Here is a 17,838-nt window from a genome sequence, read left to right as displayed (position 1 = left end):
ACAGTATTAGCTTTTATAGAAAGATGTTTTAGAGATGGACAGGTAATGTGTATCAGTCTTCGGTTCGACGAGATATATACCATCGACGGTGTTGAGTATAAATTTACCGAAGAAATCTTAGAGGATATGTTGGAAAGTGGCAAAGTACGTGCAACGTATCGCACAAATAAAGAGGTTAATCTTATGGGAGTCATCTCATAATATTCCTTTTTACGAATGCCAAAGAAAGTACTATAATGAAGGAGTTGCTTTAATGGCTAAATGGATTAAGCGCAACAAAATCAAGGTGAAAGATGACCTTTTGTTAATTGAGAAATTAGCAAAAGTCAGGAACATCAAGAATCTTGAAGAGTGGATGAATCCTCCCTCGACCTCCTTAAACAGTCCATATAATCTCTTGAACATGGATAAGGTAGTTGAGATCATCATCAAAGCCATCCATAAGGGGATGAAGATCTGTATCGTTGCAGACATTGATACTGATGGAGTTTGCTCTACAGGAATTATGTTTAATTATCTTCGTGAATTGACTCCAAACGTTACCTACATACACGCACAGCGTAGTCAAGGTCATGGTTTGGAAACTGTTCTCGACCAAATCGAAGACGATATTGAATTGGTTATCATTGTGGATTCGTCCTCAAATTCTGTTGAAGCTTGCAAGGAACTTCATGATAAAGGTATTCCTATTGTTATCATCGACCATCACAAAATTGACAGAGACAATCCATATGCTGATATTGTCAATTGTCAAATGGGAGACTATCCAAACAAGCATTTGTCAGGTAGTGCAATGTGCTACAAAGTTTGTCAAGTTCTTGATGAATATCTGAACATTGAACTTGCCGATGATTACCGCGACCTATCTGCTATCGGAATCGTTGCGGATATGATGGACATTAAGAACATGGAGAATCGTTATCTTATCTACAATGGCATCAATAACATAAACAATCTTGGAATTAAGGAGATTTTAAAACAAAGCAAAATCGACTTTTCCGAAGGGATTAACACGATGAACATAAGCTTTAAGATTGCACCAATCATCGGCGCGTGTTCTCGTTTTGATAAAATTGAGTTGGCTCTTGAACTGGTTACATGTGCCGATGAAGTTCGCGCAAAAGAACTGGTTGAAGAGATGATTACAATGAACGAAGAACGTAAGGCGAACCAGAAAAGGTATGTCGAGAGTGCCATAGAAAGTATCGACACTTCAAACAATATCATAATCTATGTAGACAATGATATTGACTCTGGTTTTCGTGGATTGATTGCAACAGAATTTGTTGAACGATTCCAAAAGCCAGTCCTAGTACTCACGCATTTCACATATGAGGGTGAGGAAAGTAAGAGCAACAAATACATGGGAAGTGCGCGTAGCGTTGGCGTAATACCGCTAAAATCGCTCTGCATGGACTCTGGATTATTCCACTTTGCACAAGGTCACGAAGGGGCATTTGGTGTGTCTTTTGCAGAAGAAGACCTAGATAAGATAATTTCCTACTTCAATGACACTTTAGATAGTACAGACCTCCAAAAGAGTATCGAATATGACTTGGAAATGGAAGCTAGTGACATTGAAGAGATGGACATTAAACAGGTTGAGAAGTTTGCAAAAATTGTTGGACAAGGCTTTCCAGAGCCTAAATTCCTAGTAAAAGGCTTGGTTGCAGAAGAAGCTTTCACCAAGAAGCTTGGCAATCATGTTCGAGCAGTTATGGGTAGTAATAACGATACAGTTAAGATTAATTGCGAAGATAGCTTTGCTTTGATGAAATTCCGTACACAGGATAACTATGCACAGGATATCGAAGCTCATTTCAATGATGAGAGCAACTTTGCAACCGAGATTGACGCAATCGGAAGCCTTAATTTGAACCGATTCTATCATGGCGGTCATAAGCGATGGATTACAACGAAACAAGTCTTCTTGGAAGACTATCGTGTGACTGAATAATGTTAATCGTTTATGCGTCTAAGACAGGTCAAGTTCAGCGTTTTGTAGACCGCCTTGACATGAGGGCTGTTAAAATTGACGATACCATTGGTGTCGTCAATGAGCCTTTCGTGTTGATAACTTATACAACTGGCTTCGGAGAGGTTCCAGCAGAAGTGACGGAATTCCTCAAACACAATAAGAAGAATCTTGTTGCTGTTGCCGCCAGTGGGAATATGAACTGGAAAGAGCATTTTGCAAGAAGTGCCAATACAATTTCTTATCTGTACAATGTTCCCATCCTTCTAAAATTCGAGTTACAAGGAAGCGATACAGACACAGAGAATTTCAAGGAAAGGGTGCATAGAATCAATGAAGTATATCGAGCTAAATAATAAGATGGCAAACCAATTTAAGGAGAACTTTGACTTTGAAGCGTTGCTTCTGGATAAGATTGCTGTCGAAGAGTTCCTAAAAACAGTGGAAGCCAAGTCAGTAAAATTTTCCTCGCTTAAAGAGCGCATGGATTTCCTTATCCACAACAGTTACTATATCAATTTCTACGATATGTACAACTTTGAGCAAATTCAAGAAATTCACGATTTTTGCTACAGCTTCAAATTCGAGTTTCAATCCTTTATGGCTGTTAGTAAGTTCTATAATGACTACGCGCTAACTAGCGATAACAACCTAAATTTCTTAGAATCCTATGAAGATAGGGTTGCGATTGTTGCCTTATTCTTAGGTCAAGGTGACTTTGCTAAAGCAATGCGTATCTGTCACGATATGATGTTGCAGAATTTACAGCCAGCAACGCCAACCTTTAAGAATGCTGGACTGGTTCGTGCAGGAGAATTAGTAAGTTGTTTCTTGCTATCTCTTGATGACTCTCTCAATTCAATCGCATACAATGCAAATGCTTCGATGCAACTGTCCAAGATTGGTGGCGGCGTAGCAACAAACTTCACTCGTCTTCGTGGTCGCAACGCACCAATCAAAGGCATTGATAATTGTGCCTCTGGCATCTTGCCAGTGTTGAAGATTTGGGAAGATGTTTACTCGTATGTTGACCAATTAGGGCAACGTAAGGGTGCAGGGGCAGGATATTACAGCATCATGGGATGGGATATTGAAGAATTCCTTTCTACGAAGAAAATCAATGCTGACGAAAAGGTTCGTCTTCAATCGTTGTCTATTGGGGTTATCGTTCCTGACGTCTTTATGCGTAAGGCTTGGAAAGGTGAAGATTACTATGTCTTTGAGCCATACAGCGTAAATAAGACGTTCGGCGTACATCTCGATGATATGAACATGAACAAATGGTATGAAAAACTTGTTGCGGCTCAGACAGTTAAGAAGAAAAAACTGAACGCTCGTAGAATGTTGGATTTGATTGCAGAATTGCAATTCGAATCAGGCTACCCTTACATCATGTATATCGACAACGCTAATAAGGTTCATGCTTTGCGTAACATCGGTTCTATTAAGCAATCCAATCTGTGTACAGAAATCATGCAACTGCAAGAGGTTTCGTATATTGACGATCCGAACGATATGAATCGTTTGAACGAGTATAATCGTGATATTTCCTGCAACCTGTCTTCTGGTAACGTTGTGAATATGATGGAGACTAAACGCATCAAGGAAACAAGTTATTCGGCAATGGACGCGTTGACAACTGTTTCTGATGAAACCAGTATCCCACAGGTTCCTTCTGTCAAGCTGGCGAATGATGAAATGCACAGTGTAGGTTTCGGAGCGATGAATCTTCATGGCTTCTACGCTAAAAATCAAATTGACTATGAATCGGAAGAAGCGAAGGATTTTGCTAATGTATTCTTCATGATGGTCAACTACTTCACAATTGAACGTTCGATGCAGATTTCACTAGAGAAGGGTAAGGTCTTCCGAGACTTCGATAAATCGGATTACGCTGATGGCTCTTACTTTAAAAAATATATCGAGAACGATTACTTGCCGAGGTTTGAGAAAATCGCGAAGTTGTTCGATGGAATGCACATTCCAACAAGAGAAGATTGGAAGGCTCTGATGAATGTTGTTATGAAAAATGGTATGTATCACAGTTACCGCTTGGCAATCGCACCAACGCAATCAATCTCTTACATCCAGAACGCAACTCCATCTATTGCACCAATCGTTAACGTTGTTGAGAACCGCATGTATGGAACTGCTCAAACGTACTACCCAATGCCATTCCTGTCGATGGATACGTATTTCTACTACAAGACAGCGTATGACATTGATATGTATAAGATGATTGACCTTGTAGCAGTTATCCAAGAACACGTAGACCAAGGGATTTCCACAATCCTTTATGTAACAAGCAACACGCCATCTAACGAACTAGCAAGCATGTACGCTTATGCTTGGGCGAAAGGATTGAAGTCGCTATATTACACTCGCACCAAGACATTGAAGATAGATGAGTGCGAAAGCTGTTCTGTTTGATGCCAACAAAAGTACATGTAATTATAGTATAACCTGTTATACAAAGGGATGTTCGAAAATTGAAAGAGGTGTTGAATAAATGTCAGCAGAAGTAATTAATTGGGATGAATTATCGAAGCGAAGAAAAGCGATTAACTGGAATGAATTATCGAAGGATAGTGTAGGTCTTCGTTTCTGGAATCAAAATGTTCAACAGTTCTGGTTGCCAGAGGAATATAGCCCCTCTAACGATAAAGCTATATGGGACTTGTTGACACCACAACAGAAAGAAGCATACAAGAAAGCATTGATTAAATTGACGCACCTTGACACTGAACAATTTAGTCAAGGCATGCCATTGTTAGTGTTGCATACGAAGAATCAACACATCTCTTCTGTGTTTTCATTTATGCAGATGATGGAAGCTGTTCATGCAAAGTCATACAGTAACATTTTCCAATCCCTTATCACTGATAAGGCAGAGGAAAGAGAACTGTACGAATATCAAGAGAATCACAAGAACCTTCAACGTATCGCGGAAATTATTGTTGGCAAATACCATAAGTTGTTCAATATCAAACCTAGCAGGAAGGACTTGTATATGGCTATGGTAGCGTCAGTTCTTCTTGAATCGTTCTTATTTTACAGTGGGTTCTTTTATCCATTGTACTTGGCTGTTGGACAGAAGAAAATGATTAATTCTGCTGAAATCATTTGGGCTATCATTCGCGATGAATCTATTCATGGTGTATTGGTCGGTCTGGAAGCACAGAACGTTTATAAAGAATTGAATGACGAAGAAAAAGAAGAAGTCGATACAGAGACGCGAGAGTTGCTTATCGAGCTGTACGACCATGAAGCAGAGTTTACAGAAGAGGTTTATGGGGAAATCGACTTGGTTGATGAAGTTATGGAGTTCGTAAGATATAACGCGAATAAAGCTTTGTCCAATCTTGGTATCGCTCCTTACTTTGATAATGTCGTTGTGAATCCAATTATCTTGAATGGTATCGACACTGAGACAAAGAACCATGATTTCTTTAGTGCTAAAGGAAATGGCTATGTTCGTTCTATCAATCTGGTTCCTATCGGAGATAGTGATTTTGCAAGACTTGAATCAATGCTTGGCAAAGCAGTAGCCTAAATTAAAATTATTGGAGGATGATTAGTAATGAATAAAGTAATTAAGTTTGTACAACCGAGTTGTGTACCTTGTCGTGTAGTGGATGGATTGTTGAATCATTTAGGTTTGAAAGTTGATGAATCGCATGATATTGCTATGGATAATGCGGCGTTTGAATTGGCACAAAAGCTTGGAGTACAAAGCACACCGACAATTATGTTGCTAGATGAATCTGGCAATGTGTTGGATAGAGTTTCTGGTGCAAATCAGGATGCAATCAAAGCACTGTTTGAGAAACGTGGATAGTACGCAGGGGAGGGCAAAACGCCTTCCCTACTTAATTCATTTATAGGGGGTTTAATGATGAAGGGTTATTTGGCTAATGGGCTTTTCTCATTGGGAGACAGAATGGTGAATCGAGTTATTGCAACTCAATTACGAGGAGCCTATCGAGAGATAACAGGTGAACAGCTAGACTTGTTCGTGCCGCAAGAGCAAACGATTAATGATAAATCAAGTTATGCTGATAGTGTAATGATTGCGAAGCTTGATTCAGAATCGTTAATGACTTCCGATTTCTTAGTGGCAGTTATTGATGGAGTTGAGATTGATTCTGGCGTAGCCGCAGAGATTGGCATGTATTCTACTACAGGGAAGCCTATCTTTGCTTTGTATACAGACATTCGTCAAGGTGGTAGAGACAATACGCAAAAGATTGGCGCTTTGATTGAGGATTGCACAGAGAATCAATTCATGTATCGAAATCTGTTCGTTGTAGGTCTTGTCAAGCAAAATGGTGCTGTATTCTTAGACATTGATTCGCTCATCGAGGACTTTATGACTTATGTCAAGGAGGATATTAACAATGGATAGTTTTCTACTAGATATCGTACCAATGTTGGCAACCATCTTTCTAACTATTTGCTATTTCCCACAAATAGTTAAAAACTATAAGACGAAAGATGTTTCAAGTATGTCTATGCCATTCTGGATTTTGCTCATCGTAGCAATCTCACTATTGACTGTCAATGCGTTTGTTATCTTCATCAAGTTCGGAACGTTTGGCTATCTGGTTACAGAGATTTTGAATTTAGCATTGGCTGTTACTGTGCTGGCGCAGGTTATTATTTATCGCAAGAAGAAGAAGTAGTTGGAGGGCATAAGCCCTCCTTATTTTTTTTTGCCTATTAACTGCAATAGAGTCGAAATGGATGATTCAGGAGAAGTTACAGATACCACTAGACTACCGTTTTGTGTAAAGTGCGGCAAAGCGCCGTCTATGATAGGACAAGACCTATATTACTTCTGTGCGCCTATCGTTAAAACCCTTTAAAAGTATTATAAAAAACTTTTCAAAAAGCGTTGACAGATGCCAAAGAAAGTATTATTATATTACTTGTAAGGCAAACGAAAACAAAACATAAAAAAGAGGTGAACATTATGATGGCAATTGCTTGTGCCATGGGAGACGAAGACAACAATGGAATCGACAATTCATACTTGAATTATCAGAAGCGTTGTGAAATGGAAGGTATGATTGCAATGTCTGAGTTCGAGTATATCAATCGAGTTGTTGTAAGAAATCCTCCTATAAGTTTCCCTCAATAATAAGGAGTGATTTATTGGTTGCCAAAGAAAGTACTCAAACTAAGGTCAAGGAGTTGAAGGATGTTATTAGGAATTTCGGCTACGAGAAGTATGAGGATTATGGAAATGGTCGATACATTCCGAAGGACAAATTGATTGGAACAATGTATATGGTAGAACGCATGGATTACGGTTTCCACATCTACTATATTCATGAACCTAGCGAATCAAATAAAATCGCTGGAAAAGATGGAATTGTAACTGAGATGTATTATGACCTAAGAAATAAGATGTACTGGATTAAACGCAACACGAAAGATGTTCAATTCAGCGCAAGAAACGTTGACAGCATCTTTCCGTATGACCGCATGAAACGAAAGGAAGTATTCGATTTCCTTTCCACAAAAGGGAATGAAGGTTTGTATGAATCAGCATATCAATATCTTGGTGCGATGGGGATGGAACGAACAGAGATGTTCGGAAGGTTCTTTCATAGACTCATAACCGAATACAGCTACTACGAATTACTGCATAAGGCAGGAATTAAGGTAGATAGCAACTTGTGTATCGTAAATATTAATGGAAAATCTCCAATGGAGATACTTGGATTATCGAAAACGCAATGGAAGATGTTTAATAAGTTTGGCATTTCCATTGGAAATCTACAATGTTACAGGCATAACGAAACTGGCGACAATAGAATGATAAATCAACTTAACCACATTAAATCTCTTGATGTTGAGTATGGGATTGAGAAGATAAAAGAGTTCTCTTCTAATGAGATGAGCTATATCTATACTCAAGGTACTTACTATGACTCAGCGTTACAGACTGCAAAGAGGTATGGATTGCCAGAGAAACACTTGATTAGATACCTCTATTACGAGTGCGATGTATCTCAAGGACTTTCTGTTGGTACAGCGTTATCCCAATATAGAGATTACATTAGAATGGCTAATGAAATGGGATATGAGCGATTCGATAGATACCCTAAGTTCCTGAGAACATATCATGATATCGTTGCAAGGAACTATAAGGTTAAGTTGAATGCGGAAGAGCAAAAGCAATGGGATGAAATTTGTGAGAAGAACGCGATCTACAAATACGCAATGGATGGCTTTAGGATATTCACTCCAATGACAACTCAGGATTTGGTTCGTGAAGGAAATGTCTTAGGTCATTGCGTAGGAAGTTATGTTGGAAAAGTGAGACAAGGTACATCGGTTATTGCGTTCCTTCGGGATGCAGACGATGTTGACAAGCCACTTGTTACCATAGAGATTCGCGATAAAGCTATTGTTCAAGCAAAGGCGAAAATGAACAACCCTCCAACGACAGAACAAAAAGACTTTATCGAAAAATTCGCTAAGAAGTTTGAATTAGAAGTAAAGTCATACTAAAGGAGATGTGTAGATGGGAGCAAGTATTGGTCAATCATATAAGCAGACAAAAGAACTTGATGGATTTCCATTCAATGCTGTTGGTGAAACATGGAGAGTCAAAAACATGCAGGGTAAATACATTGTTTTAAGGAATGAAGGGGTAGGGCTTGGCGTTAGCGAAGAAGAGTTAAAGGAACACTTTAAGCTTGTTGGAGATTATTCATATGACAGCGACTATGATGTGAGCGAAGATTGTGAGGATGAATATGAAGAAGATGAGCATGAGCGTGACGACGAAGAAGACGAGGAAGTTGAAGAAGATTCCGAGGAAGTAAGTAGATTCAAGTCATTTTTGCGAAAAATCGGACTCAGTAAATCTTAATTAGATGCCAAAGAAAGTACTAAATAACATTGGAGGAATAAAAATGAACAACATGGTTAAGGGTTGGACAATGTTTGAGAAGATTTGGATTACTGTATTCACTGCGATTAACATTTATCTATTCTTCGCATTCGATGACTCTTTGCTTGGATTAATTTCGTCGATGACAGGTATGCTGTGTGTGGTATTGGTTGCCAAAGGGAAGATATCAAACTTCTACTTCGGTATTGTACAAGCAGGAACTTATGCCTACATCTCTTATACATATGGATTGTATGGTGAGTCGATGTTAAATGCTTTGTTCTACTTCCCATTGCAGTTCGTTGGACTCTATCTGTGGAATAAGAATAAAACGAAAAACAGTGTCAGTGGGGAAGATGTTGTAGCTAAGAAGCTGACAGCAAAAGGTTGGATTAGCGTTGTAGTGATTGCAGTTGTTGCTTCTGTGGCTTATGCACAATTACTTCATAGTATTGGTGGTCAACAGGTACGACTCGATTCAGTGGCAGTAGTGTTGTCGGTAATCGCACAAATCCTGATGTTGAGACGATATGCAGAACAATGGATTCTATGGATTCTAGTAAACATCTTGTCGATTGCACTTTGGGTCATCGCTCTTACGCAAACAGGCGGTAATGATTGGACGATGATGGTTATGTGGACAGCATTCTTGTTTAACAGCGTTTACGGATACATCAACTGGATGAAAATTTCTAAAAAACAGGCGGTGAACTAACATGACAATCGGAAAAGTTGGTATGTATGGCGGCAAGTTCCTTCCGTTCCCTCACTTGGGACATGTATACGCAATGATTCGTGCATCAACGATGGTTGATGAGTTACATGTAATCGTATCTTTTGATACTGAATATGAGAAGATGCTTTGCGAAAAGGGTGGAAAGGTTGAACACGTTGATTACGCTATGCGACTTCGCTGGTGGACTCAACTCACGAAAGACCTACCGCACGTACATGTTCATGCTGTTTACGAAGAACAGACAGGACAACTTGAGGATTGGGTGAAAGGTGCAGAAGGAATTCAGAAAGAAATTGGTAAGCCAATTGATGCAGTATTCAGTTCCGAGCATAGCTACACACCAATCTTTGAAAAACTGTATCCAACTGCAAAACATGTAGTCATTGATTCTGAACGCGAAACCTACAGCATTTCTGGAACAAAGTTACGTGAAGAAGGTGTCATGAAACACTGGAACATGATACCGAAGATAGTACAACCTTATTTTGCTAAGAAAGTGGTTATCGTAGGAACAGAAAGTTGCGGTAAAAGTACGTTGGTTAAAAACCTAGCCAATCTATATAACACAACTTATGTTGAAGAGTTTGGTCGCACTTACTATGAACGATTGGGTGGATGCGAAGGTATTACTCGCGTAGAAGATTACGCTGAGATTGCTTTTGAGCATAAGTATCATGAAAAAGTTCAACTGCAAAATGCCAACAAAGTAATGTTCATTGATACAGAAGCAGTTGTAACTCAATACTTCTCACAACTGTATCTATCTGAAAAACAACCAATCTTAGATGAGATTATCAAGTTACAGCAATATGACTTGTGGTTGTTCTTGGAGCCAGATGTTAAGTGGGTTGATGATGGTACACGCTCTTTTGGAGAGCAAGAGGTGCGTGAGAACAACAATAACTTGCTTAAAGAAATGCTTACACAGTATGGAGTTCAGTTTGTAACTATCAGTGGAAATTATCAAGAACGCTTAGAGAAGGCTGTTCATTATGTGAATGAGCTAACTGAGATGAAAGGGTTGTAGAAGATGACAGTAAAGCATGAATCGCTACACAAGACTAAATGGGTCGAACTGATGCAACGTACTTCGGAAGAACATGGAACATACATTTACATTCGTGAGCCTTGGCTTCTTAATGGGAAAGCTGTCTCAGTTCTTCCATACCGAAGAGATGAATCAGGATACGTTCAATTCCTTCTTCGTGGTGAAATGGCTGATTCGCCTGTATTTGGAACAGTCAAAGGTGGCATGGATAAAGAAGGCGAAACACCTCGTCAATGTGCAGTTCGAGAACTGCTTGAAGAAGTTGGCTATACCGCTGATGAAGTTAACCTGATTGCATTAGGGATGGCTCGAACATCGAAGCTGAACACAACAAAGATGTATCTGTTCGCTGTTGATGTGACGAATCTTCCGTATGAAGAACCAAAAGGTGATGGTACAGCTAATGAAGCAAATGCCTACTGCCAATGGGTTTCCGAAGCTGATGCAATAGGTTATGAAGACCCTGTGATTCATACTACAATGTTGCGACTTTACAATTGGACTAACCAGCAAGAAGGCGAGTAAGAAGAAGTAAGGATTCATTGCCCTAAAAACTAAAATAACTTAATGAATGGAGAATGCAGAATGGTAAAGGTATACGCTAACGAGGTAGGACATGTAATTGTAAGCGAGCAATTGGTAGATTTGATTTTGACACTTCAACTCTTAAAGAGTCAAGAAGAAAGAGTTTATCGTGCGGCATTGAAGGAATTGTCTAATCAAGTGCGTGAAGAACTTGAAATCGACAATCTGATTAGCCTTCTCATTTTGAATGAGTCAACTGTTGGAGTTCTTGTGTTCAACATCATGGCTGATACTGACGATTTCTACAAGCAAGGCGAAGATGAAATTGGTGTGTATCTGGCAATCGGTGAAGAAGAGGAAGAAGATATGGTGTGCGGTGTGGATTGCGACTGCTTCATCTAAAATCGTTGATTTTCTAAAAACGCGGTTTTGAAACACCTGAGAAAACCACATTTTAGTGGTGTGGTTTTCTCAATAAAACTGCGATTCCATTTACAATTTGGAGGGTGATACGCTTGTCACTTATCGACGCTCTAAAAGAGCAAGCTGAGATACTTAAATCAGATGGATATACAGTAGCATTTATCGGTATCTATGGCTCTCAAAACTACGGATTAGATTTGAATACAGAGGAATATCAATCGGACATTGACATGAAAGCCATTGTAGTTCCAACGCTAGACAATCTGATTCGAAATAGTAAGCCTGTTTCTACTGTGGTAGATACGAAGTGGGGTCAATGTGACATTAAGGATATTAGAGTGTTTTTCGAGACACTTCTAAAAGCAAATCCATCGTTCATCGAGCTTTTGTACACTGACTACTACTATGTGAATCCTAAGTTTGAAACAGAATTCAATCAAATACTGTCGCTCAGAGATGAATTGATGGAAACTTTATCTCCACAATTCATGAGAGCAATGTATGGAATGATGTGTGAGAAAGCGAAGGCTATGTGCCATCCATACCCATCAATCATACACAAAATCGAGAAGTATGGTTATGATGGCAAACAGTTATCACATGCGTATAGGTTGCTTGTAATGATTAAGGATTACTTCAACAAAAAGAAGCCATTGAAAGAATGCTTTTATCCTAGCATTCCCGAAAAGAGAATCATTCTAGGAATGAAGCTCAATAACGCTACTCTTGAAGATGCCAAGGAAAGTATAGAATGGATATTAGAAGATGGGAAAGAGGAAAGGGACAAATACCTTTCCAGTGTTGACAACACTAAAATCGATTTTTCCATTAAGGATAGATTCCTGATGTTGTCGCAAGAAATTATCAAAAATAAAATAGTAGAGGAAATCAAAAACAATGACTGAACAAAAACTTCGCGAAATACAGGAATTTATAGCAAAACAGGTTGGTCACAAGGTTGATATTTATCATAGCGAAAAACATAGAGTAGTTGGTGTGTTCCATCATAACACAACTCCTACGCCAGCAACAGCAATTGAAATATTTAATTATTAGGAGTGGAATGTATGAGCAAACAACGTAAATTGCTTTTAGTGAAAATTACTGAATCTGATGGTGCAACGCCGAAGGTCGCAAAGCCAGCACAGAATTTCTCTTATGACGAACTTCTTAATCAAACATTTATTGAATCCTATGAGATTCAGTTAGGTTACAGCGCGGTATTCATTCCTCAATCCGCTAATGTTCTTGAAGGAATGAATCTTCGAACTTCAATGGTGCAAGATGTTAAATATAGCGAGTCAAATTTCGTTGAGAAGATGGTCGTTAAAACTATGAATACAATTTACTTCTTTGAAGTAATCGGATAAGGGAGAGAAACATATGACAATCAAACAACAGTTGATAGATGAGATGAAGGACGCAATGCGTAACAAAGATAAAGCGACACTGACGACAGTACGCTTGGTTATCGACCGAGTGCAGAAAAAGGAAAAAGAGCTTCTTCGCGAGATTTCAGAAGAAGAAGCTGTACAAGTGCTTCAAACATTCAAAAAGCAAATCCAAGAGGAAGCCGATGCTTTTGCGAAAGCAGGGAAGTTAAGTAGAGAAGCAGTAATTATTGATTCTCTTGCTTTCATTGACAAGTTCCTCCCACAGCAAATGTCTGAGCAGGAAATCAATAGCATCGTTATCAGAGTAATCGAGGGTATTAGTGGAACACCAAACAAGGGTGCGGTAATGAAGGAAGTAATGCCTTTGGTTAAAGGTAAGGCTGACAATAAGCTTGTAAATCAAATTGTAACAAACCTTCTGCAATTATGATGACAATGCGCGAACAGTTTCTTGCCGAAAGTAAGGGTGTGAAGGATTGTGTGAAATGGCTGAATAAGCGTATCAAAGAGAAAAATCGAAACATGTGTCGCGACTTCTACTCTTCTGATAAAGCTGTGATTGAAGAGCTGGTGAATTTGAAAGTTGGTATGGAGAAGTATGCGAAGAAATTGAAGCATATGGCTAATGAGGTGTAAGCATGTTCTGGAAAAGGAAGAAACCCGAAGACAATTGTGAGCATGAATGGACGATTGTTCAATCAGGGATTGGATATTACTCTGAAATTTACTGCCCTAAATGTAATTGTAGCAAACACCTTCGGAGTGGTGATGCAGACGCTTATGTAAGGAAATCAAAGCTAAGAAAAGAATATCTTGAAAAAATCTCAGAAGAGAGTGGGGATACAATATGAGCGAATACGCAACGATTTACGCACGAATTGAAGAAGGTAAGTATAAGACCCATGATGGCATTGGCTCCTTCCGCAACGATTTGATGGAAGTTTATAGGCTGAAACACAATACGAAATTCGAACTGTTGTTCGACATTTCATGGGAGCATGGACATGCACATGGTTTAACTGATGTTCTTGGAATGTTTGAAGACCTTGTGGAATTAGTCCGATGAAAATCACTGAGTTAGAGTGGCTAAAGAAAAACGTCGAGAAGGTAAGTCTTACTGATGTTGAGCGTCTAAGAGAGCTTGGTGCTTTTCGAATGATTGAGCAAGGCTTAATAAGTATGCCACTATCAAAGTTTGTCTCCATAGCGGAAGAGATTGCAAACATTGTGGGCAGATACATGGAGGGTGAGAAAAATGTTCTACCGCCACCACAAGGGCAATGATTATTACGTATTAGGCATCACTAAGTCTGGTGTTGACACTAATAAAGCAGGGAAATATATCGAAGCAAAACACACCGAAACAGGTGCGACAGTAAATGTCTTCATCTATGATGGGCAATTCAATGTCCAGTACGAAGAAAAGCTTGTCTTGTATATCGACACTCAAGGTCAATACTGGCTTCGTCCAGAGGAAATGTTCTTGGGTGATGCATTGGTTGATGGTAAGGAAGTTCGTCGATTCAAGCCTTTCAATCCTCGTACAATGATTAAATAGAAGATAAAGAAAGTATTGGAGGAATTAAATGCAGAATATTGTTGATGTATTCAAGCGAATCAAAGAAACGTCAAGCAGGTCAGGCAAGGAGTCTATTTTGAAAGCGAATGAGGGTAATGTTGAGTTCCGTAGGATTTTAGAGTTCATGTACAACCCATTCGTCCTTACTGGAATCAAAGCGAAGAAGTTGCAGAAATTCTCTGACTTCCAGAGCAATCATTATCATATTCAGTTTTACAACGTTTTCGAAGCAATGCAGTATATCGTTCAGAATAACTCTGGACGAGATGAAGATGTGAAGGCGATTGCCAACTTTATCAACGAACATGAAGACGAAGAGCATGACTTTCTCCAAGACATGTTCACGAAAGATTACAAGTGCGGCATTACTTCTGGAACAATTAATAAAGTATATGGCAAGGGAACAATCCATGAGTTCGATGTTTTGCTGGCAAAAGCGTTCAAAGACCATGGACACAAGCTTAAAGGTATCTTCTACATTACGTTGAAGCTTGACGGAATCCGTTGCGTAGCAATCAAAAAGGATGGAGTTGTTCAGTTTTACACTCGTCAAGGTCAACCGATTGATGACCTGATTGATATCGAAGCTGAGATTGCACAGAAGTTACCTGACAACTTCGTTCTTGATGGAGAATTATTGCTTGAAAATCCGAAGAGACTTCCAAGTGACGAACTATTCCGAGCGACACAGAAGGTAGTACGTAAAGATGGCATTAAGCAGAATTTGGAGTTTAATGTGTTCGATGGTCTGCCGCTAGAAGAGTTCTTGGAAGGGAGATCCAAGTTGAAGTATGAAGCGAGACGCAAGGAAATTGGTGAACTCTTCAACAACGCCAAACCGCAGTTCATTCGTCAACTACCAGTTCTATACATTGGAGATGATAAAGCTGTAATTAGCGAAATTCTGCAAGAAGTCGTTGCCAATGGTCACGAAGGATTGATGATTAATACGGCAAATGGGCATTATGTCACCAAGCGTTCAGACGTACTCTTGAAGGTTAAGGAAATGCACACAGTTGACCTTCAAGTCCTTGAACTGGAGGAAGGTAGTGGTAAGTACAAAGGAACTCTAGGGGCTATTGTAGTAGATTACAAAGGTTATAGAGTAGGTGTAGGTTCAGGGTTTACGGACACTGAACGAAATATGCTCTGGAATACTAAAGATATTAAAGAATTAAGTCTTATTGGTAAGATTGCTGAAATTCAATATTTCGAAGAGTCTTCGAACGAAGATGGCGGTATCTCTTTACGGTTTCCTGTATTTAAACGAATCAGGGATGACAAAGATGAGCCTAGTCTGCACTAATGAAAGCCGAAGTGCGTCGAGAGCGCGTAAAACTGCTGATGGAGATTGACCGTATACAACAACCTTGTGATGGTTGTCGGACACGCGCACATTTCAATAATTTGAAGGATGCAACAGGATTGTCCCACGCTTGCAAGGCTTGCCCTGTGGGTAAAAAGTTGTCGCAATACGGAAATAAGCTGTTAAAACTGACATAAAAATATATTATTGTCGAAACCAAAGAAAGTATTGACTTATGATAGTGATGGTGATAGAATATTAGATATAAGAAAGAAGAAAGTCATAACGGATTTGATGCCAAAGAAAGTATTATATAATGGAGGAATGCAACAATGCAGAAACGAACAGATAAGCGGTACTATAAGGTAGATGAAACGGTTTGGGTTAAGTCTGAGAGTACTCTTGGAGTAATCAAGGAAATGAACATCAAACCAGATGAAAACATTTACGAAGCAATCGTAGAAATTAAAACGGAAGAACAAGGTACTTCGCGTCTGAAGGTTAATCTATGGGAGATTGACAAGAACAAGAAATCTCAGTTCAAAGGAAAGCCGAAGGTTGCGGCTACCGCTAAGAAGCCAACGATTCTCTTTGCAAAAGTAACTGAGGATGCAATTATTCCTTCTAAAGCTGAAGAGAACGCTGGATACGATATCTACGCAAACTTCGAGCAAGAATTCCTGACATTCGCTCCACATGAGACGAAACTGGTTCCAACAGGAATCGCGTCCAGTGTGACGAAAGATTATGCTCTCATCGGAAAAGAGCGCGGTTTAACAGGTTCTAAGGGAATGGCATTACGAGCAGGGGTAGTTGACTCAGGATATCGTGGTGAAATCTTCATCGGTCTGACTAATGAGAATGATAAAACTTTAGTAATTGCAAAGAATCCTGACTTGTTCGATGCAGAGAAGAATATCATATATCCTTATACGAAAGCAATTGCTCAACTTCTTCTTGTGCCTGTAATCGACGCAAAAGTAAAGGAAATCGCTCTGGAAGCACTTCGAGCCATTCCATCAGTTCGTGGTCAAGGTAAGATCGGCTCATCTGGCAAATAATGATGCTAAAGAAAGTACTATAAACATAAATTAAAGGTGGTTATAAAATGAACAAGATTGAGAATGAACTTAACACAGTGAAAGACTTGGTGCTTCATGTGCTTAGTTGCAATCCTGAGACAAGAAGCAATGATACTCTTCTATATCTTGAATGCTGTAAAGTGTTAGGCGCGACTGACATGACTGACCTAGAGAGCTTAAATCTTAGCATCGTTAGTGTTCACAAGATGCGCCAAGTCATTCAAAACAAGGATAAACAGTTTATGCCCGATGAGGAAGCAATACAAGTGCGTAAGCGTAGATCGCGTGAGGTTCGCCAATATATGAGAAAGACTTCTTAGGAGGAAATTGAAGATGGCAAGAATTACGGTAAAATCGAGAAATCGAATCGATGTTCGACTAAATATCCAAGAATTAAATACATTGACTATTGCCCTAGCCTTACTAGACATTCCAACAATGGAGCAAGAGTTAAAGGATCAAGGATTGAGTCATGAAAAGGCTGAATATGACCACCTCACAATGTTCAAAACCTTGACTGATATTACTGGTTTGTATCCGCAAGTACAACTTCAACAGGAGGACGATGCAACATGAAACTCTGTGGAACATGCAAAGGTGAGGGTTCAATAAACTTCGAGATTTGTCGGGCTTGTGATGGAGAAGGAGTCTACAATCGTGGAACTTTCACTGTTGGCAAAGTTCAGCGTCGAAGAAGTGCAGAATTTGAAGTCGAACAAAAGAAGATCAAGTTCGACAAGAAGAATGCAAATAGGAGCGTGTAGCAAATGTATACAACTTGATGCAACAATCCATCACACCAGAACTTCTGAAAAAGATGGAAATGGAAGCACGTTTGAAGCATGGTTGGGTTGAAATCAACGGAG

The 17,838-nt window shown here is 39.3% G+C and carries 29 protein-coding genes; all 29 read left to right on the top strand.

Going from position 1 to position 17,838, the window contains the following annotated elements:
• Positions 1-45 precede the first annotated feature (45 nt).
• Positions 46-201 carry a hypothetical protein gene (locus FPZ44_RS26980; RefSeq protein ID WP_261378524.1) on the top strand — a complete coding sequence of 52 codons (156 nt, stop codon included), beginning with the start codon at positions 46-48 and terminating at the stop codon, positions 199-201.
• Positions 202-253: 52 nt separating this feature from the next.
• Positions 254-1,957 carry a DHH family phosphoesterase gene (locus tag FPZ44_RS26700; RefSeq protein ID WP_144994757.1) on the top strand — a complete coding sequence of 568 codons (1,704 nt, stop codon included), beginning with the start codon at positions 254-256 and terminating at the stop codon, positions 1,955-1,957.
• Positions 1,957-2,331 carry a class Ib ribonucleoside-diphosphate reductase assembly flavoprotein NrdI gene (gene nrdI / locus FPZ44_RS23970; protein WP_144994755.1) on the top strand — a complete coding sequence of 125 codons (375 nt, stop codon included), beginning with the start codon at positions 1,957-1,959 and terminating at the stop codon, positions 2,329-2,331. Before FPZ44_RS26700 ends, nrdI begins: the two co-directional genes overlap by 1 nt.
• Positions 2,309-4,405 carry a class 1b ribonucleoside-diphosphate reductase subunit alpha gene (gene nrdE / locus FPZ44_RS23965; RefSeq protein ID WP_144994753.1) on the top strand — a complete coding sequence of 699 codons (2,097 nt, stop codon included), beginning with the start codon at positions 2,309-2,311 and terminating at the stop codon, positions 4,403-4,405. The genes nrdI and nrdE overlap by 23 nt, the downstream gene beginning before the upstream one ends.
• 79 nt (positions 4,406-4,484) lie before the next feature.
• Entirely contained in the window at positions 4,485-5,528 is a 1,044-nt protein-coding gene (gene nrdF / locus FPZ44_RS23960) for a class 1b ribonucleoside-diphosphate reductase subunit beta (protein ID WP_144994751.1), read from the top strand.
• A 27-nt stretch (positions 5,529-5,555) separates the two neighbouring features.
• Complete coding sequence (locus FPZ44_RS23955) at positions 5,556-5,813, top strand: thioredoxin family protein (RefSeq protein ID WP_144994750.1); 258 nt, start codon at positions 5,556-5,558, stop codon at positions 5,811-5,813.
• A gap of 54 nt (positions 5,814-5,867) precedes the next feature.
• Positions 5,868-6,380 carry a nucleoside 2-deoxyribosyltransferase gene (locus tag FPZ44_RS23950; RefSeq protein ID WP_261378523.1) on the top strand — a complete coding sequence of 171 codons (513 nt, stop codon included), beginning with the start codon at positions 5,868-5,870 and terminating at the stop codon, positions 6,378-6,380.
• A complete protein-coding gene (locus FPZ44_RS23945; RefSeq protein ID WP_186786225.1) occupies positions 6,373-6,657 on the top strand; it encodes a PQ-loop repeat-containing protein in 285 nt (94 codons plus the stop codon). Before FPZ44_RS23950 ends, FPZ44_RS23945 begins: the two co-directional genes overlap by 8 nt.
• A gap of 290 nt (positions 6,658-6,947) precedes the next feature.
• Complete coding sequence (locus FPZ44_RS26600) at positions 6,948-7,115, top strand: hypothetical protein (protein ID WP_186786224.1); 168 nt, start codon at positions 6,948-6,950, stop codon at positions 7,113-7,115.
• Between the two features lie 14 nt (positions 7,116-7,129).
• Positions 7,130-8,494 carry a PcfJ domain-containing protein gene (locus tag FPZ44_RS23940; RefSeq protein WP_261378522.1) on the top strand — a complete coding sequence of 455 codons (1,365 nt, stop codon included), beginning with the start codon at positions 7,130-7,132 and terminating at the stop codon, positions 8,492-8,494.
• Positions 8,495-8,507: 13 nt separating this feature from the next.
• Positions 8,508-8,858: a hypothetical protein gene (locus tag FPZ44_RS26595; protein ID WP_186786223.1), complete on the top strand. Its 351-nt coding sequence runs from the start codon at positions 8,508-8,510 to the stop codon at positions 8,856-8,858.
• 43 nt (positions 8,859-8,901) lie between these two features.
• Positions 8,902-9,594 carry a nicotinamide riboside transporter PnuC gene (gene pnuC / locus FPZ44_RS23935; protein WP_261378521.1) on the top strand — a complete coding sequence of 231 codons (693 nt, stop codon included), beginning with the start codon at positions 8,902-8,904 and terminating at the stop codon, positions 9,592-9,594.
• A 1-nt stretch (position 9,595) separates the two neighbouring features.
• Positions 9,596-10,642 (top strand): multifunctional transcriptional regulator/nicotinamide-nucleotide adenylyltransferase/ribosylnicotinamide kinase NadR, encoded by a 1,047-nt coding sequence (gene nadR, locus FPZ44_RS23930; RefSeq protein ID WP_144994744.1) that lies wholly within the window; start codon positions 9,596-9,598, stop codon positions 10,640-10,642.
• Between the two features lie 3 nt (positions 10,643-10,645).
• Entirely contained in the window at positions 10,646-11,188 is a 543-nt protein-coding gene (locus FPZ44_RS23925; protein WP_144994742.1) for an NUDIX hydrolase, read from the top strand.
• A 60-nt stretch (positions 11,189-11,248) separates the two neighbouring features.
• Complete coding sequence (locus FPZ44_RS23920) at positions 11,249-11,590, top strand: hypothetical protein (RefSeq protein ID WP_144994741.1); 342 nt, start codon at positions 11,249-11,251, stop codon at positions 11,588-11,590.
• Between the two features lie 113 nt (positions 11,591-11,703).
• Positions 11,704-12,516, top strand: a complete 813-nt coding sequence (locus FPZ44_RS23915; RefSeq protein WP_144994739.1) for a DNA polymerase beta superfamily protein — start codon at positions 11,704-11,706, stop codon at positions 12,514-12,516.
• Entirely contained in the window at positions 12,509-12,667 is a 159-nt protein-coding gene (locus tag FPZ44_RS26590) for a hypothetical protein (protein ID WP_186786222.1), read from the top strand. The genes FPZ44_RS23915 and FPZ44_RS26590 overlap by 8 nt, the downstream gene beginning before the upstream one ends.
• 11 nt (positions 12,668-12,678) lie before the next feature.
• Entirely contained in the window at positions 12,679-12,981 is a 303-nt protein-coding gene (locus FPZ44_RS23910; RefSeq protein ID WP_144994737.1) for a hypothetical protein, read from the top strand.
• Positions 12,982-12,994: 13 nt separating this feature from the next.
• Complete coding sequence (locus FPZ44_RS23905; protein ID WP_144994735.1) at positions 12,995-13,435, top strand: GatB/YqeY domain-containing protein; 441 nt, start codon at positions 12,995-12,997, stop codon at positions 13,433-13,435.
• 50 nt (positions 13,436-13,485) lie between these two features.
• Positions 13,486-13,641, top strand: coding sequence for a hypothetical protein (locus FPZ44_RS23900; RefSeq protein WP_261378520.1), 156 nt, complete (start codon positions 13,486-13,488; stop codon positions 13,639-13,641).
• Positions 13,642-13,852: 211 nt separating this feature from the next.
• On the top strand, positions 13,853-14,071 hold the full coding sequence (locus tag FPZ44_RS23890) for a hypothetical protein (RefSeq protein ID WP_144994729.1): 219 nt from the start codon (positions 13,853-13,855) through the stop codon (positions 14,069-14,071).
• Complete coding sequence (locus tag FPZ44_RS23885) at positions 14,068-14,289, top strand: hypothetical protein (RefSeq protein ID WP_144994727.1); 222 nt, start codon at positions 14,068-14,070, stop codon at positions 14,287-14,289. The genes FPZ44_RS23890 and FPZ44_RS23885 overlap by 4 nt, the downstream gene beginning before the upstream one ends.
• On the top strand, positions 14,261-14,563 hold the full coding sequence (locus FPZ44_RS23880) for a DUF1653 domain-containing protein (protein ID WP_144994725.1): 303 nt from the start codon (positions 14,261-14,263) through the stop codon (positions 14,561-14,563). The genes FPZ44_RS23885 and FPZ44_RS23880 overlap by 29 nt, the downstream gene beginning before the upstream one ends.
• Before the next feature lie 28 nt (positions 14,564-14,591).
• Positions 14,592-15,890 carry an ATP-dependent DNA ligase gene (locus FPZ44_RS23875; RefSeq protein WP_144994723.1) on the top strand — a complete coding sequence of 433 codons (1,299 nt, stop codon included), beginning with the start codon at positions 14,592-14,594 and terminating at the stop codon, positions 15,888-15,890.
• Positions 15,890-16,087: a zinc-finger domain-containing protein gene (locus FPZ44_RS23870; RefSeq protein WP_144994721.1), complete on the top strand. Its 198-nt coding sequence runs from the start codon at positions 15,890-15,892 to the stop codon at positions 16,085-16,087. The genes FPZ44_RS23875 and FPZ44_RS23870 overlap by 1 nt, the downstream gene beginning before the upstream one ends.
• A gap of 135 nt (positions 16,088-16,222) precedes the next feature.
• On the top strand, positions 16,223-16,951 hold the full coding sequence (locus FPZ44_RS23865) for a dUTP diphosphatase (protein WP_186786221.1): 729 nt from the start codon (positions 16,223-16,225) through the stop codon (positions 16,949-16,951).
• 47 nt (positions 16,952-16,998) lie between these two features.
• Complete coding sequence (locus FPZ44_RS23860) at positions 16,999-17,292, top strand: hypothetical protein (RefSeq protein ID WP_144994719.1); 294 nt, start codon at positions 16,999-17,001, stop codon at positions 17,290-17,292.
• A 13-nt stretch (positions 17,293-17,305) separates the two neighbouring features.
• Entirely contained in the window at positions 17,306-17,548 is a 243-nt protein-coding gene (locus FPZ44_RS23855) for a hypothetical protein (RefSeq protein ID WP_144994717.1), read from the top strand.
• Entirely contained in the window at positions 17,545-17,736 is a 192-nt protein-coding gene (locus FPZ44_RS23850; RefSeq protein ID WP_144994714.1) for a hypothetical protein, read from the top strand. Before FPZ44_RS23855 ends, FPZ44_RS23850 begins: the two co-directional genes overlap by 4 nt.
• Positions 17,737-17,838: the final 102 nt, after the last annotated feature.

The organism is Paenibacillus agilis (assembly GCF_007786455.1).
GTDB lineage: Bacteria > Bacillota > Bacilli > Paenibacillales > Paenibacillaceae > Paenibacillus_B > Paenibacillus_B agilis.
Note: the sequence above shows the minus strand (reverse complement) of the source record. Positions and strands in the feature narration are given on the sequence as shown.

Coding starts and splice junctions, on each gene's coding strand:
- FPZ44_RS23885 (WP_144994727.1), top strand. CDS start 14,068: ATGAAAATCACTGAGTTAGAGTGGCTAAAGAAAAACGTCGAGAAGGTA.
- FPZ44_RS23850 (WP_144994714.1), top strand. CDS start 17,545: ATGAAACTCTGTGGAACATGCAAAGGTGAGGGTTCAATAAACTTCGAG.
- FPZ44_RS23870 (WP_144994721.1), top strand. CDS start 15,890: ATGAAAGCCGAAGTGCGTCGAGAGCGCGTAAAACTGCTGATGGAGATT.
- FPZ44_RS23865 (WP_186786221.1), top strand. CDS start 16,223: ATGCAGAAACGAACAGATAAGCGGTACTATAAGGTAGATGAAACGGTT.
- nadR (WP_144994744.1), top strand. CDS start 9,596: ATGACAATCGGAAAAGTTGGTATGTATGGCGGCAAGTTCCTTCCGTTC.
- nrdE (WP_144994753.1), top strand. CDS start 2,309: ATGAAGTATATCGAGCTAAATAATAAGATGGCAAACCAATTTAAGGAG.
- FPZ44_RS23890 (WP_144994729.1), top strand. CDS start 13,853: ATGAGCGAATACGCAACGATTTACGCACGAATTGAAGAAGGTAAGTAT.
- FPZ44_RS23855 (WP_144994717.1), top strand. CDS start 17,306: ATGGCAAGAATTACGGTAAAATCGAGAAATCGAATCGATGTTCGACTA.
- FPZ44_RS26595 (WP_186786223.1), top strand. CDS start 8,508: ATGGGAGCAAGTATTGGTCAATCATATAAGCAGACAAAAGAACTTGAT.
- FPZ44_RS23925 (WP_144994742.1), top strand. CDS start 10,646: ATGACAGTAAAGCATGAATCGCTACACAAGACTAAATGGGTCGAACTG.
- FPZ44_RS23920 (WP_144994741.1), top strand. CDS start 11,249: ATGGTAAAGGTATACGCTAACGAGGTAGGACATGTAATTGTAAGCGAG.
- FPZ44_RS23860 (WP_144994719.1), top strand. CDS start 16,999: ATGAACAAGATTGAGAATGAACTTAACACAGTGAAAGACTTGGTGCTT.
- FPZ44_RS26700 (WP_144994757.1), top strand. CDS start 254: ATGGCTAAATGGATTAAGCGCAACAAAATCAAGGTGAAAGATGACCTT.
- FPZ44_RS23910 (WP_144994737.1), top strand. CDS start 12,679: ATGAGCAAACAACGTAAATTGCTTTTAGTGAAAATTACTGAATCTGAT.
- FPZ44_RS26600 (WP_186786224.1), top strand. CDS start 6,948: ATGATGGCAATTGCTTGTGCCATGGGAGACGAAGACAACAATGGAATC.
- nrdI (WP_144994755.1), top strand. CDS start 1,957: ATGTTAATCGTTTATGCGTCTAAGACAGGTCAAGTTCAGCGTTTTGTA.
- FPZ44_RS23905 (WP_144994735.1), top strand. CDS start 12,995: ATGACAATCAAACAACAGTTGATAGATGAGATGAAGGACGCAATGCGT.
- nrdF (WP_144994751.1), top strand. CDS start 4,485: ATGTCAGCAGAAGTAATTAATTGGGATGAATTATCGAAGCGAAGAAAA.
- FPZ44_RS26980 (WP_261378524.1), top strand. CDS start 46: ATGTGTATCAGTCTTCGGTTCGACGAGATATATACCATCGACGGTGTT.
- FPZ44_RS26590 (WP_186786222.1), top strand. CDS start 12,509: ATGACTGAACAAAAACTTCGCGAAATACAGGAATTTATAGCAAAACAG.
- FPZ44_RS23950 (WP_261378523.1), top strand. CDS start 5,868: ATGATGAAGGGTTATTTGGCTAATGGGCTTTTCTCATTGGGAGACAGA.
- FPZ44_RS23880 (WP_144994725.1), top strand. CDS start 14,261: ATGTTCTACCGCCACCACAAGGGCAATGATTATTACGTATTAGGCATC.
- FPZ44_RS23955 (WP_144994750.1), top strand. CDS start 5,556: ATGAATAAAGTAATTAAGTTTGTACAACCGAGTTGTGTACCTTGTCGT.
- FPZ44_RS23945 (WP_186786225.1), top strand. CDS start 6,373: ATGGATAGTTTTCTACTAGATATCGTACCAATGTTGGCAACCATCTTT.
- pnuC (WP_261378521.1), top strand. CDS start 8,902: ATGAACAACATGGTTAAGGGTTGGACAATGTTTGAGAAGATTTGGATT.
- FPZ44_RS23875 (WP_144994723.1), top strand. CDS start 14,592: ATGCAGAATATTGTTGATGTATTCAAGCGAATCAAAGAAACGTCAAGC.